Source organism: Enterobacter sp., assembly GCF_977039595.1.
In genome coordinates, this window is record NZ_CDRQYH010000004.1 from 51,149 (window position 1) to 64,405 (window position 13,257).

12 protein-coding genes are annotated in these 13,257 nt (G+C 55.7%); 7 read left to right on the plus strand and 5 right to left on the minus strand.

Annotated features, from left to right (window positions below; translation table 11 throughout):
• Positions 1–167: 167 nt before the first annotated feature.
• Complete coding sequence (gene dps / locus ACWYRJ_RS02445) at positions 168–671, minus strand: DNA starvation/stationary phase protection protein Dps (protein WP_063408106.1); 504 nt, start codon at positions 669–671, stop codon at positions 168–170.
• Positions 672–970: 299 nt separating this feature from the next.
• Complete coding sequence (gene rhtA / locus ACWYRJ_RS02450; RefSeq protein WP_111963841.1) at positions 971–1,858, minus strand: threonine/homoserine exporter RhtA; 888 nt, start codon at positions 1,856–1,858, stop codon at positions 971–973.
• 354 nt (positions 1,859–2,212) lie between these two features.
• On the opposite strand from rhtA, the gene ompX reads away from it, so the two are divergent.
• Positions 2,213–2,731, plus strand: coding sequence for an outer membrane protein OmpX (gene ompX, locus ACWYRJ_RS02455; RefSeq protein ID WP_023310884.1), 519 nt, complete (start codon positions 2,213–2,215; stop codon positions 2,729–2,731).
• A gap of 95 nt (positions 2,732–2,826) precedes the next feature.
• Here ompX and ACWYRJ_RS02460 read toward each other — a convergent pair whose 3' ends face one another.
• Together ACWYRJ_RS02460 and mntS are read right to left on the minus strand one after the other, a co-directional pair.
• Complete coding sequence (locus tag ACWYRJ_RS02460; protein WP_115874560.1) at positions 2,827–4,410, minus strand: phosphoethanolamine transferase; 1,584 nt, start codon at positions 4,408–4,410, stop codon at positions 2,827–2,829.
• A 283-nt stretch (positions 4,411–4,693) separates the two neighbouring features.
• Entirely contained in the window at positions 4,694–4,822 is a 129-nt protein-coding gene (gene mntS, locus ACWYRJ_RS02465; RefSeq protein WP_111963843.1) for a manganase accumulation protein MntS, read from the minus strand.
• Between the two features lie 183 nt (positions 4,823–5,005).
• Here mntS and mntR point away from each other — a divergent pair, with 183 nt between their 5' ends.
• The 6 genes from mntR to ACWYRJ_RS02495 all read left to right on the plus strand — a co-directional run bounded on the left by mntR (position 5,006) and on the right by ACWYRJ_RS02495 (position 12,018).
• Entirely contained in the window at positions 5,006–5,479 is a 474-nt protein-coding gene (mntR, locus tag ACWYRJ_RS02470; RefSeq protein WP_023310887.1) for a manganese-binding transcriptional regulator MntR, read from the plus strand.
• Positions 5,476–6,585, plus strand: coding sequence for an anion transporter (locus ACWYRJ_RS02475; protein ID WP_455507350.1), 1,110 nt, complete (start codon positions 5,476–5,478; stop codon positions 6,583–6,585). The genes mntR and ACWYRJ_RS02475 overlap by 4 nt, the downstream gene beginning before the upstream one ends.
• A gap of 101 nt (positions 6,586–6,686) precedes the next feature.
• Complete coding sequence (locus ACWYRJ_RS02480) at positions 6,687–7,781, plus strand: HlyD family secretion protein (RefSeq protein ID WP_047742414.1); 1,095 nt, start codon at positions 6,687–6,689, stop codon at positions 7,779–7,781.
• Complete coding sequence (locus tag ACWYRJ_RS02485) at positions 7,778–9,349, plus strand: DHA2 family efflux MFS transporter permease subunit (protein ID WP_111963845.1); 1,572 nt, start codon at positions 7,778–7,780, stop codon at positions 9,347–9,349. Before ACWYRJ_RS02480 ends, ACWYRJ_RS02485 begins: the two co-directional genes overlap by 4 nt.
• Positions 9,349–10,872, plus strand: a complete 1,524-nt coding sequence (locus ACWYRJ_RS02490; protein ID WP_455507351.1) for an efflux transporter outer membrane subunit — start codon at positions 9,349–9,351, stop codon at positions 10,870–10,872. Before ACWYRJ_RS02485 ends, ACWYRJ_RS02490 begins: the two co-directional genes overlap by 1 nt.
• A 105-nt stretch (positions 10,873–10,977) precedes the next feature.
• Positions 10,978–12,018 carry an aldo/keto reductase gene (locus ACWYRJ_RS02495; protein ID WP_455507352.1) on the plus strand — a complete coding sequence of 347 codons (1,041 nt, stop codon included), beginning with the start codon at positions 10,978–10,980 and terminating at the stop codon, positions 12,016–12,018.
• A gap of 113 nt (positions 12,019–12,131) precedes the next feature.
• On the opposite strand, the gene ACWYRJ_RS02500 is transcribed toward ACWYRJ_RS02495, so the two are convergent.
• Positions 12,132–13,235: a M14 family metallopeptidase gene (locus ACWYRJ_RS02500; RefSeq protein ID WP_223581712.1), complete on the minus strand. Its 1,104-nt coding sequence runs from the start codon at positions 13,233–13,235 to the stop codon at positions 12,132–12,134.
• Positions 13,236–13,257: the final 22 nt, after the last annotated feature.

Below are 13,257 nucleotides of genomic sequence, written 5' to 3' on the forward strand. Positions count from 1 at the left end.
GAGATATTTAGCGTAAATTCTGACGAAAAAACAATCTTCCGTTAACGGTTGTGTGAGGTGATTATTACATTTTTTTCACTTTTGCACTGTCTCAGGCAAAAAACGTGCACCATAGATGTGCAAAACCCTCACCGGAAGGCGAGGGTTGGATAGAAATTTCGTATGAATTATTCGATGTTAGATTCGATGAACCACAGGAATTGATCCAGGTCGCGGGATGCGGCGGTAAAGATATCTGCAGTATCTTCATCTTTGGCTTCGCCAATCGCTTTGCGCACATCGTTTGCCACAATCGCGTAGCGGTCCGCCAGCTCTTTCAGGTGATCCTGAACGGTATGGATATCGAGCGGATAACTCTTCAGAGGCGTTTTGCTGTTGATCACCTGCGTGGTGCCCAGCGCCACGCCGCCTAGCTGAACGGCACGCTCAGCCATCGTATCGAGGTGGGTAACCAGTGCTGTGCGGAAGCCATCCAGCATTTCATGAACGGCAATAAAGTTTGCACCGCGCATATTCCAGTGGGCCTGTTTGGTGATCAGCGAAAGATCGATGAACTGGATCACCTGGCGATTCAGCAACTCAATGGTCGCTTTTTTGTCGCTGTCCGGTACATCGTTACGGGTATAAAGCAGATTAGACGCTTTCGTTTTCACCAGTTTAGCGGTACTCATAATCTCATATCCTCTTGATGTTTATGTCCCAGGTAATTACGAAACTAAGTATAGCACCGGATTTTTTCTCTGCGGTTTGGCTGTGCCTATCGGTTTAATAGCGAGAAGTGGGTTGAGAATTTAACTTATTGAAATTAATGAGTAATTTTTAAATTTATACAGATCAATCTTAATTGCTGGATGGGGACACAAACGTAGAGGGATATTTCGAAAATAGAGCATAGTGTGTAAGAAATTATAACGTCTGTCTTTCTGGCCTTTATTCTGCATGGCGTGGAAGCCATGCAGAATATATGGCCTTAGCTGATATCCACCTTTTCAACTTTAGGTTCCGGGCGCATAGTGAGCGTAGAGCCCATTGAAGCCGCGATAATCGAGCAGAGCGCCAGCGTCTGGGTCAACGTGAGGGTTTCGCCGAGAAACACCATCCCGGAAATGGCAGCAAGAGCAGGCTCCATGCTCATCAGGGTGCCAAATATGCGTGTCGGCAGACGCGTAAGGGCAATCATCTCCAGAGAATAGGGGAGTGCGGTAGAGAGAATCGCGACTGCCAGTCCGATGGGCATGACGGACCATTGCCAGATAGATTCCGTCGCCTGCGCCATGCCGATGGGCACAAATACGATGGCCGCAATCAGAGAACCCAACGCCACCGTTGCCGGACCGTGCTCTTCGCCTGCACGCTGCCCCGTGAGAATATAGACAGCCCAGCAGGCGCCTGCACCCAGCGCCAGCGCGGCGCCCGTCAGATCGATCTCAGCGACACTCTGGCCCAGGGGAAGCAGGAACCATAAGCCCAGAACGGCTAGCACGACCCAGATAAAATCGACCGGACGTCGCGAGGAGAAAAGCGCCACCGCCAGCGGACCGGTAAACTCCAGCGCGACGGCGATCCCCAGTGGTATCGTCTGAATAGAGAGGTAGAACAGATAGTTCATTGCTCCCAGGGAGAGTCCATAAAACAGCAGGGGTAAACGCTGCTCCTTTTTGAAACGCAAACGCCAGGGTTTGAAAATGAACACCAGTATCGCCGTTCCCAGCACAATGCGCAGGGCGGTCACCCCTGGCGCACCGACCAGAGGAAAAAGTGATTTTGCAAGCGAAGCACCGCTTTGAATGGACAACATGGCAATGAGTATCACTGCGACCGGCAACCAGACCGACGATGTGCGGGATAACCCAGGCATCCTTTCTCCTGTCAGCTTATGTCAAATGAGGTAAAGGTTGCAGTGTAAAGGAAATATGCGGCAACGGTTGAGGCGCTGTTGAAAAAAAACCACGTGAAATCCGTAAAATGGTTAAGCGCTGGTGGATTTATCGCCTGTCAGATTAGGAATAATCTGGATGAATGTAACGGCGCAGACGCGCACTATGCGCATTAAGTAGTGAAAATTTCATGTGATTTGAAAGAGATAGCTTAGGCTGGAAACGTTCTGTTACAAGAAAGGTTTCATTAGACATCACGAATCACAAAGAGTTTCGCAAATTTTTTTGATATATTTAAAACTTACGGACTTACTTGAAGCACATTTGAGGTGGTTATGAAAAAAATTGCATGTCTTTCAGCACTGGCCGCTGTACTGGCTGTTTCCGCAGGTACCGCTGTAGCTGCTACTTCTACTGTTACTGGTGGTTACGCTCAGAGCGACTATCAGGGCGTGATGAACAAAGCTAACGGCTTCAACCTGAAGTATCGCTACGAGCAGGATAACAACCCACTGGGCGTGATCGGTTCTTTCACCTACACCGAGAAAGATCGTTCTGAAAACGGCGCATACAACAAAGGCCAGTACTACGGTATCACCGCTGGTCCAGCTTACCGTCTGAATGACTGGGCGAGCATCTACGGTGTTGTAGGTGTTGGCTACGGTAAATTCCAGCAGACTGAAAACCAGAGCGAAAGCCGCACTGCAAGCAACAGCGACTACGGCTTCTCCTATGGCGCAGGCCTGCAGTTCAACCCAATCCAGGACGTTGCTCTGGACTTCTCCTATGAGCAGAGCCGTATCCGCAACGTTGACGTTGGCACCTGGATCGCGGGCGTAGGTTACCGCTTCTAATCACTTCGGTGATTAAATAAAAAATCCGCCCACTGTGGCGGATTTTTTTTGTCTTTTTCCCTCCCCCCGTAGGCCAAGGTGAGAGCATCGAACCGCTACTTACTCTTAATATCAAAAATATCCGTACCCAGATGGTTGTAGTCAACTTTCTGTAACTTGAAGTTGGTAACGTACACTGGGGGAGCTTTCTTGTTAGAGACAAACGGGTAAGCCGTTTTTATCTGTTCGGCTGTAATCCCCGTCCACTGCGAGAAGAACTGCAGGAAATCATTTGCCGAACGGCGCGCTTTAATGACGCGATGCGTTTTATCATCACTCGACAGCACCATAAACGGCACCTGGAAGTTCTGCTGGAACTTGTCATCGTGCGCCAGATACTGCACCTCTTTACCACGCTCTTTAAACGCCAGCCCGTGATCCGAGAAATAGACCATAGAGAAGCTGTCGCCCGTATTGCGTAGCTGATCGTACAGCTTGCTCAGCAGATCGTCGGTTTGCGTCATGGTGTAGAGGTAGCACGAGGTCTCTTTGGACTGCACGAACTCCGCGTACTTCCCGCCAGTCCGATCGCAGGCCTGCGGATGCGACCCCATCAGGTGCAGGACGATCAGCTGAGGCTGCGTGCGCGGGGTGGCGAAGACCTGTGCCGTCATTTTCAGCAGCGCTTCGTCTTTGGTGTTTTTGTCGGCTTCAAAATCGCCGTTTTTCAGGAACTGCACTTCGTCAGCCCGTTTGGCGATGCTGGCGATGGCCGTATCGTATTCGCCAATTTGCCCCTGATTGGAGAACCACCAGGTCTGATAACCTGCACGGTTTGCCAGAGTGACAAAATTATCCTGATACTGCGGTTTACCATCCACCACTCGGTTAAGGGTCAGACCGAGCGATTTCTGCGTTGAGCCGCTGGCCGCGACATAATCGGTAAACAGAGTGCCTTTGACCGAACTCGCAAACGGGGTGTTGTCCCAGTGGCCGCCAAACGCCCCCATTGCATCGCGACGCGCGCTTTCGCCAATCACCACCACATAGGTGTGATATTTCGGCTTAACGGCCAGCACGTTCCAGGTGTCTTTCATATTGGAAAGCTCAGCCATGCGCGCCTGTTCGTCGAGAACCTCTTTATTATTTACAACAACGTCTTTAACGAAGCGGAAAACCGGATAGCCGATATTGATGAGCCTTAACTTACCGTCCCAGGGAATATTCTGGATGGGGGCGACAAACGCCACGGCAATGCTGAACACCAGACAGAGTATTTCGATCTTACCCCAGGATTTTTTCTCGCCCGACTGACGGCGGATGGCAATAACGCCCAACGCGAAGATAAAAAGCCCGACCACATAGCTGTACCACGGGAAGATCGTCAGGATCTCGGTCGACTCTTCCATATTGGTCGAGTGCAGCGCCAGCAGGGTATTAAAGTTTGGCGAGCCGTAAGCCTGACCGAACGGGAAATAGAGTGCAGCAACCAGCGAACAGATCCCGATTACTGTTTTTTGCACGCGCGGGGCGGCTCGCCACAGCACATGCAGAATGCAGGTGAAGGCTACCGCGTAGAGCAGACTAAAGGGATAACCCAGCGCAAAGTTAATCAGTAATGACTGCAAGAAGTAAAAACCCGTCCACGGGCTTAAGGCCCGGCTGCGGGTAACAACGGTATCTATCAGGGTTACATTCATAGGTCACTATCATGGATGAAAACGCCATGTGCTCACCCTGGCGTCAAGGGTCATAACCTGCCTGACAGTGCGTGGAGAGGGAATGAGGGTCCGCTTCAGCGAGCCGCAAATTGTGCAGGGCTGCAAGAAGATAGTGCGAGCGCTAAAGAATATCAACAGTTGCTAAGCAGATGTTTTGCGAAGGGGATTGCAAATCCGTAAAAAAGATCGGGAATAAGGCGGCTGAAAGCCAGTTTACAGCGAGAATGTGACGGGAAAATGAAGCGGCGTACCGCAACGCCGCTTAGTTGGAAGGTTTATCGTCCTGATGCGGTTTGTTGTTAAACATATCGCACAGCATGTTCAGCAGCATTAAGCGCACTTTAAAGGGGGAGTGGGTAAACACGGTCATGCACCTCTTGAATTCGTTCATAAGACCTCCTGAGTTTTGATCCCTTCGATCCATGAAGGGTGACTGCATTACATACAGATATAGCACAGGCTATATTGTATAGCTATGGCTATTTCGTTAATTTTTTGTGCTTGCAGAGCTATGGTTTACAATGTGCGCTCTCGAAACCGGGCGCTGGAAGCGTCACCCCACTGAGGAAGTACAATGAACCGTCGCGCAGGTCATCCGACAATGAGGAAAACGACGCAACTGGTGAATGTTGAAGAACATGTCGAAGGTTTTCGCCAGGTCCGTGAAGCGCACCGGCGTGAACTGATTGATGATTATGTTGAACTCATTTCCGATCTGATTCGTGAGGTTGGTGAAGCGCGCCAGGTCGATATGGCCGCCAGGCTGGGGGTTTCACAGCCAACTGTCGCTAAAATGTTAAAACGCCTGGCCTCCGTGGGCTTAATTGAAATGATCCCCTGGCGCGGTGTTTTTCTGACGCCGGAAGGGGAGAAACTCGCGCAGGAGAGCCGCGAGCGCCATCAGCTTGTCGAGAATTTTTTACTGGTGCTGGGCGTCAGCCCGGAGATTGCCCGCCGGGATGCGGAAGGCATGGAACACCACGTCAGCGAAGAGACGCTGGTGAAGTTTCGTGAATTTACCCTTAAATATGGTCCCTCCGCTGAATGAAAATCCCTGGACTGCAGGCCCTGGCACGCGATCGTTTCTTCCATCTCTTATTACTCATTGGCGTAGGGTTAAGCCTCTTTGTGCCGTTTACGCCGCAGGCCTGGCCCGCCGCGATTGACTGGCGCACCATCATTACCCTGAGCGGCCTGATGATGCTCACCAAAGGGGTTGAGCTGAGCGGCTACTTTGACGTTCTTGGCCGTAAAATGGTGCGCCGCTTTGCCACCGAACGCAGGCTGTCCCTGTTTATGGTGTTTTCTGCCGCGGTGCTGTCGACGTTTCTGACCAACGATGTGGCGCTGTTTATCATCGTGCCCCTCACGCTTACGCTGCGTAAGCTGTGCGAGATCCCGGTCAGCCGGCTGATCATCTTTGAAGCGCTCGCCGTCAATGCAGGCTCACTTCTGACGCCAATCGGCAATCCGCAAAATATCCTTCTCTGGGGACGTTCCGGGCTGTCGTTCGCCGCCTTTACCTGGCAGATGGCCCCTCTGGCGCTGGTGATGATGCTGTCGCTGCTGGCGGTATGCTGGTTTGCGTTTCCTGATAAAAAACTGCAGTACCACAGCGGTACAACGGGCCCGCAGTGGCAGCCGCGTCTGGTGTGGAGCTGCCTCGGGTTATATATTGTCTTTCTCTTTGCGCTGGAGCTGAAGTATGAGCTGGCGGGCGTCCTGCTCGTTGCCGCAGGCTTTGTCGTCCTCGCGCGACGCGTGCTGGTCAGCGTGGACTGGACGCTGCTGCTGGTCTTTATGGCGATGTTCATCGACGTGCATCTGCTTATTCAGCTCCCGGTACTGCAAACCGTCCTGCACAGCGTCAGCAGTCTGCCGCAGGCAGGGCTGTGGCTGACGGCGATTGGCCTGTCGCAGTTTATCAGCAACGTGCCTTCCACCATTCTGCTGCTCAACTATGTTCCGCCGGACACGCTGCTGGCCTGGGCGGTGAACATCGGCGGGTTTGGGCTGCTGCCCGGCTCGCTGGCAAACCTGATTGCCCTGCGTATGGCCAACGATCGTCGTATCTGGTGGCGCTTCCATCTCTGGTCAATCCCGATGCTGGTTTGGGCCGCGGCGATCGGTTTCGGAATATTCCTTCTCATATAGTGCGCAATTTGTCAGTTTTTCCTGGCAAACGTATAGCAACGTCCTAGCTTTAGTGAACGGCATAGTGTGATGCCGCTCACTGACAGGACCGTTGCTGAACTATGGCTGAAGATCAAAACCCGCCTGCTGACGAGCAGGACAAAAACAATAATGAGCGTAAGCGCCCGGGCAAGAAACCGTTAATTATCCTCGGCATTGTCGTCGTGGTAATGGTCGTCGTGGCGCTGGTCTGGTGGTTTTTAACCCGTAACGAAGAGACGACCGACGACGCCTTTACCGACGGCGACGTGGTGACGATTGCCCCGAAAACGGCGGGCTACGTCACCGAGCTGCGCGTGCGTGATAACCAGCGCGTGAAAAAGGGCGATCTGCTGGTGGTCATCGATCCGCGGGATACCACCGCGCAGCGCGATCAGGCCCAGGCCCAGCTTGGGCTGGCTATCGCGCAGCTGCATCAGGCCCAGGCGCAGCTGGCGCTTTCAAAAGTCCAGTATCCCGCCCAGCGTGACGAAGCCAAAGCGCAGGTGCTGAAAGCGCAGGCCGATCTGGCTAACGCACAGGCGGAGTACCGTCGCCAGCGCGGCGTCGACCCGCGGGCAACCACCCAGCAAAGCATTGATTCCGCGAACGCTCAGCTGCGTAGCGCCCAGGCAGGGCTGGCCAGCGCCCAGGCGCAGCTGGAAGTGGCAGAGCAGGTACAGCTGCAAATCCGCCAGCAGGAAACCAACGTTGAAGCGCGCGAGCGTCAGGTCGATCAGGCGAAAGCGCAGCTTGAAACGGCCAATCTGAATCTCTCTTACACCGAAGTCCGCGCCCCGTTCGACGGATTTGTCACCAAACGCAACGTGCAGCCCGGCACGCTGGTGCAGGCGGGAACGGCGCTGTTCTCACTGGTTTCGCCGAACGTGTGGGTGGTGGCGAACTTCAAAGAGTCCCAGCTTGAGCGCATGAAGCCGGGCGATAAGGTCACCGTGTCAGTCGACGCGTGGCCGGATATGGAGCTTGAGGGGCACGTAGACAGTATCCAGCAGGGCAGCGGCTCGCGCTTCTCCGCCTTCCCGGCAGAAAATGCCACCGGTAACTTCGTCAAAATTGTGCAGCGCGTGCCGGTCAAAATCGTGATTGATAAAGGCCTCGATCCGAACAAACCGCTGCCGCTGGGGCTGTCGGTTGCACCGAAGGTGACGGTGGAATGACGGATCACAGCCACGACAGCTGGAAGCCCGCCAGCAATCCGTGGGCGGTGGCGATTGTCGTCACCCTGGCGGTGTTTATGGAAATTCTGGACACCACCATCGTCAACGTGGCGCTGCCCCACGTGGCGGGTTCGCTCTCGTCCAGCTATGACGAATCCACCTGGGTGTTAACCAGCTACCTGGTCGCGAACGGCATCGTGCTGCCCATCTCGGCGTTTCTGAGCCGGGTATTCGGCCGCAAGCAGTTCTTCCTGATCTGCATCGTCATGTTTACCGTCTGCTCGTTTCTGTGCGGGATTGCCACCGAGCTGTGGCAGATCATCCTGTTCCGCGTGATGCAGGGCTTTTTTGGCGGCGGGCTGCAGCCCACGCAGCAGTCGGTGCTGCTCGACTACTTCAAGCCGGAGGACAGGGGCAAAGCGTTTGGGCTCTCATCCATCGCGATTATCGTTGCACCGGTCCTCGGCCCGACGCTGGGCGGCTGGATCACCGACAACTACTCCTGGCGCTGGGTGTTCTTTATCAATATTCCGGTGGGGATTGTCACGGTGCTGGCGATCTACCAGCTGCTGGAAGATCCGCCGTGGGAGAGCAAATCAAAAGAGAAGCTGAGTATCGACTGGACGGGGATCGGCCTGATCGCGTTAGGGCTTGGCTGCCTGCAGGTGATGCTTGACCGGGGAGAGGATGAGGACTGGTTCTACTCGAACTTTATCCGTACCTTCGCAGTGTTAACGCTAATCGGCATTATCGGTGCCATTTACTGGCTGGTGTATGCCAAAAAGCCGGTGGTGGATCTGCACTGCATGAAGGACCGCAACTTTGCCATCTCCAGCCTGCTGATGGCGGGGATGGCGATGATTTTGTACGGCAGTTCCGTGGTGATCCCGCAGCTGGCGCAGCAGGACCTGGGCTATACCGCCACCTGGTCCGGGCTGGTGCTGTCGCCCGGGGCGGTGCTGATTGTGCTGACTATTCCGCTGGTGCTGAAGCTGATGCCGGTTGTACAGACGCGCTGGATTATCGCCTTTGGCTTTACCTGTCTGGCGGTGTCGTTCTTCTGGTCGCGCACGCTGACCCCGGATATCGACTTCGAGACGCTGGTGCTGTTCCGCAGCGCCCAGTCGCTGGGGCTGGGATTCCTGTTTGTGCCCCTGACCACCATTGCCTTTATTTCGATCCCAAGACGGCTGAATGCCGACGCGGCGGCGCTGTTCACCATGTTCCGCAACGTGGCGGGCTCGGTCGGGATCTCGCTGTCGACGGCGGCCATCACCGAACGGTCTCAGGCGCACAGTGCGCACCTTGCGTACCACGCCTCGCCGTTTAACGAGCAGTTCCAGCTGGCAATACGCGAAAGCGCCCAGGCAATCCAGAACTTCACCACCCAGGTAGGGGACCCCACCGGGATTGCCACCGGACGCATGTACCAGACCATGATTGAGCAGTCGCGCTTTTTGGCCTACATCGACGTCTTTACCATCCTGAGCGCCGTGGCCTTGTTACTGATTCCGTTTTGTTTGTTGCTCTCGCCGGTTAAGAGCGAGGGGAGTGCAGGAGCACATTGATGATACACAGACGTTTACACCCCCTGATGATAATGATGCTGCTGGCAGGCTGCGCCGTCGGGCCGGACTATCAGCCGCCCGCACCCCCTGCCGTCACGCACTGGAACGATAAGGTCGACAGCACGGTGAAATCGCAAACTACCTCCGCCGCGACAAACCCGCGCTGGTGGAAAACCTTCGGTTCGCCGCAGTTAGATAGCCTGGTTGAGCGCGCCATCGCCGGGAACCTGACGCTGCAGCAGACGGTGCTGCGCATCGCCGGAGCGCGTGAGCAGATTAACCAGGCGGGCGGGGCGTTTTACCCGTCGGTGAACGGCAATCTGCAGGCGACGCGCCAGCAGCTCGGGCTGGAAGGGGAGCTGAAGTCCCACGGCGTGTACGACCAGCTGGATAATGTCGATCCTGAGCTGCGGGGCGCGTTAGGCCCCCTGACGCAGCCGATCAACCTCTACCAGGGCAGCTTCGACGCCCAGTGGGAAATCGACCTGTGGGGCAAGGTACGCCGGCAGGTGGAAGCCGCCGAAGCGCAGCAGAAAGCCGCTATCGAGCAGCGTAACGACGCGCTGGTGTCGCTGGAGGCGGAAGTGGCGCGCGCGTGGCTCCAGCTGCGCGGGGCGCAGAGCATTATCGCCACGCTGAACACCCAGATTAAAAGCGCGCAGCAGACGCTGGATCTTACCGAAAGCCGCCAGCGCGGCGGACTGTCTCCACAGATGGACGTGGAAAACGCCCGGGCGCAGCTGGGCAACCTCGAAGCGCAACTGCCGCAGTATCAGGCGCAGGAGCGGCAGGCGATGAACGGCCTGGCGATCCTCCTCGGCAAGCCGCCGGGGGCGCTGGATGCCGAACTACAATCCGCGCAGCCGATGCCCGCGCTGCCGGATATCGTGCAGACCGGCATTCCGTCGACGCTTGCGCGACGGCGTCCGGACGTGCGCGAAGCAGAAGCGAACCTCCATGCTGCCACGGCGCAAATTGGCGTCTCGGTGGCGGAGCTGTTCCCGAGCTTTACCCTCTCCGGGCAGTTTGGCCTGCGCAACAGCGAAACCAACTGGCTGACCGACTGGAGCAGCCACTTCTACAGCTTTGGCCCGCAGGTCTCAATTCCCATCTTCCAGGGCGGGAGGCTGGTCTCCAGCGTGAAGGTGGCGCGCGCGCAGCAGGGGGCGGCGGTGCTGGACTATCGTCAGACGGTGCTCACCGCGCTTGGCGATGTCGAAAATGCCCTGGTGAGCTATCGCACCGACCAGCAGCGTGAAGCGGGCCTGGCGAAAACCATTGATGCCCTGCAAAACGCCTTCGATTTAGCCAGCGATAGCTACCGCCAGGGGATCGCCAGCTTTATTGACGTGCTGGACGCCCAGCGGCAGCTGGCGCAGGCCCAGCAGCAGCGCGCGCAGGCGCAGGTGCAAAGCGCCCTCGATCTGGTGGCGCTCTACAAGGCGCTCGGCGGCGGCTGGGAACCGTATCAGCAGGTGCAATTACCGGACTACAGCGTCTTTGGCGACGCCCCGCGCGGATAAATTCAGAGGATTGGGCAAGAAACGGACAGGAACACCACATTCGCGATGGCTGAGGGGCGGGTATAACTATCGTGTACCCCTTAAACGACATGCGAGGATTATCTTATGCGTTATCAAAAACTGGGCAATACCGGTCTGTTCGTTTCTGAACTGTGCCTCGGCACCATGACGTTCGGCGGTGAAGGCGGCATGTGGGGCAAGATTGGACAGCTCCAGCAAAGCGAAGCAGAACAGCTGGTGGGCCGGGCGCTGGATGCCGGGATCAACTTTATCGATACCGCGGACGTTTACTCGGAAGGGCGTTCGGAGGAGATCGTCGGCCAGGCGCTGAAAAACCTGAAAATCCCTCGCGAGAACGTGGTGGTCGCGACCAAAGTGTTCGGCGAAACCGGAACGGCAGGGGTGAACTCGCGCGGCAGCTCGCGCTATCACATCATCAGCAGCGTGAAGGAGAGCCTGCGCCGCCTGCAGCTCGATCATATCGATCTCTATCAGCTGCACGGCTTCGACCCGGCCACGCCGATTGAAGAGACACTGTATGCGCTGGAGAACCTGGTGCAGCACGGCCACGTGCGCTATATCGGCGTCTCGAACTGGGCGGCGTGGCAGATTGCCAAAGCGCTGGGTATTTCCGAGCGTCTCGGACTGGCGCGTTTCGCATCCCTCCAGGCGTATTACACCATCGCCGGACGCGATCTTGAGCGCGAGCTGGTGCCGATGATGCAGAGCGAAGGCGTCGGGCTGATGGTATGGAGCCCGCTGGCAGGCGGCCTGCTGAGCGGAAAATATGGTCGCGACGGGCAGAGCGAAGCCGGTAGCCGCCGTCTGGAGTTTGACTTCCCGCCGGTGAACAAAGACCGCGCCTTTGACTGCGTGGACGTGATGCGCGTGATTGCCGAAAGCAAGGGCGTCTCCGTCGCGCAAATCGCGCTGGCCTGGCTGCTGCATCAAAAAGCCGTGACCAGCGTGATTATCGGGGCCAAACGCGTCGAACAGCTGGACGACAACATTGCCGCCACCGGGATCCGCTTAAGCGAAGACGAGCTCAAACAGCTGGATGCGGTGAGCGCGCTGCCGCGGGAATACCCTGGCTGGATGCTGGAGCGTCAGGGGGAATATCGCCGCAATCAGCTGGCGCAACAGTAACCTTTTTCATCAGGTGATTTTAAATTTCTTAGCCCATCGTTACAGCAATCGGCGAAAGCGGCTTATTTCACTGAGCATGCTTTTGCCGATTCAACGATGGGCTCTGGCGGAAATCAGCAACCGTCTTTGCAGGTTGCCGCTGGATTTTGCTCAAGAACTCTTACCAGCAGGGCTCGGGGTTCTCTTACTACATCCGTTCCAACTGACAGTACTTTGCCGTCCCGCTCTGCTGAATACTTCGCGACAACATCACCGAATGCATTTCGCTGCAGGGCGACTTCTTGTCCTGCTTTTACCGTATCGCCGGGCTTAACGAATACTTCCGCAAACCCACCCGTGGTCGCTCGTATTGAACTGATAGCATTACCAATATACGTTTTATTGCTGCTGGCGGTTGCGCCGATTTTGCCTTCAATCACCTTATAATGGATCAGTACATTGCGGGCACCTTCTACACCCCGGGCAATCATATCCTGCTGGTAAATCCTCGGCTCTCCCGTCTCGGCCGTTATCGCCGGGATACCATTTTGAATAAAGGTGGTTTCCATTGAGCCGGCTTCACCGGGATCTTTCTTAATTTGATCTGCCGGAAAAAGTTCTGCAATAGTCCGGGCATCCGCATTGCGGTAGTCGGCATAAATGAACAGCGGATAAGCCGTTCCGGTAGACTGGGTGTGATAGTCAATCGCCAGGTCGACATTTCCCTTGTAAACGTTATTCCACATCATCCATGCCTGACGCTCGGCAGGGTTACCCGTTTCTTTTCCCGGATGCACGCGGTTGTAGTCGATCGTCTCACCCCCATCGGTTGAAACGGACCATGTCCGGGAGACCCTTTCAAGGCCAGAACGGTTTGGACCAATAATGGCAATAACGCTGCCGTTCATTTTTGCAGGGTCCAGTTGTTCCATCACTTTTTGTACGATGCGCACTCCGTTTAGCTCATCTCCATGGACGCCCGCCTGCAGCAGAACTTTCTTCCCGTCCGTTTTCCCTTTTGCCACCATGATGGGTACATACCAGCGCTGTCCCGTTCCTGTCTCAACCCCCTCGAACATGAAGCGATGTTGTCCTGCTGTCAGGTCTGATACATCCAGAGTCGAGATGACCGGCACTCCCTGTACCTTATCACCCGTATACACCGTTGCCGCGTAAGTCATTGAGCATGGCAGCGCTAAGCTGAGAGCGAATGCGATACGGCCAGTAGATATCTTCATGAGCGTCATTTTCCATTTGATA

What these genes read in the sequence shown, in the direction of transcription:
- mntS (WP_111963843.1), bottom strand. Translation starts at nt 4,822, where the DNA reads ATGAACGAATTCAAGAGGTGCATGACCGTGTTTACCCACTCCCCCTTT.
- mntR (WP_023310887.1), top strand. Translation starts at nt 5,006, where the DNA reads ATGAACCGTCGCGCAGGTCATCCGACAATGAGGAAAACGACGCAACTG.
- rhtA (WP_111963841.1), bottom strand. Translation starts at nt 1,858, where the DNA reads ATGCCTGGGTTATCCCGCACATCGTCGGTCTGGTTGCCGGTCGCAGTG.
- dps (WP_063408106.1), bottom strand. Translation starts at nt 671, where the DNA reads ATGAGTACCGCTAAACTGGTGAAAACGAAAGCGTCTAATCTGCTTTAT.
- ACWYRJ_RS02495 (WP_455507352.1), top strand. Translation starts at nt 10,978, where the DNA reads ATGCGTTATCAAAAACTGGGCAATACCGGTCTGTTCGTTTCTGAACTG.
- ACWYRJ_RS02480 (WP_047742414.1), top strand. Translation starts at nt 6,687, where the DNA reads ATGGCTGAAGATCAAAACCCGCCTGCTGACGAGCAGGACAAAAACAAT.
- ACWYRJ_RS02500 (WP_223581712.1), bottom strand. Translation starts at nt 13,235, where the DNA reads ATGAAGATATCTACTGGCCGTATCGCATTCGCTCTCAGCTTAGCGCTG.
- ACWYRJ_RS02485 (WP_111963845.1), top strand. Translation starts at nt 7,778, where the DNA reads ATGACGGATCACAGCCACGACAGCTGGAAGCCCGCCAGCAATCCGTGG.
- ompX (WP_023310884.1), top strand. Translation starts at nt 2,213, where the DNA reads ATGAAAAAAATTGCATGTCTTTCAGCACTGGCCGCTGTACTGGCTGTT.
- ACWYRJ_RS02475 (WP_455507350.1), top strand. Translation starts at nt 5,476, where the DNA reads ATGAAAATCCCTGGACTGCAGGCCCTGGCACGCGATCGTTTCTTCCAT.
- ACWYRJ_RS02460 (WP_115874560.1), bottom strand. Translation starts at nt 4,410, where the DNA reads ATGAATGTAACCCTGATAGATACCGTTGTTACCCGCAGCCGGGCCTTA.
- ACWYRJ_RS02490 (WP_455507351.1), top strand. Translation starts at nt 9,349, where the DNA reads ATGATACACAGACGTTTACACCCCCTGATGATAATGATGCTGCTGGCA.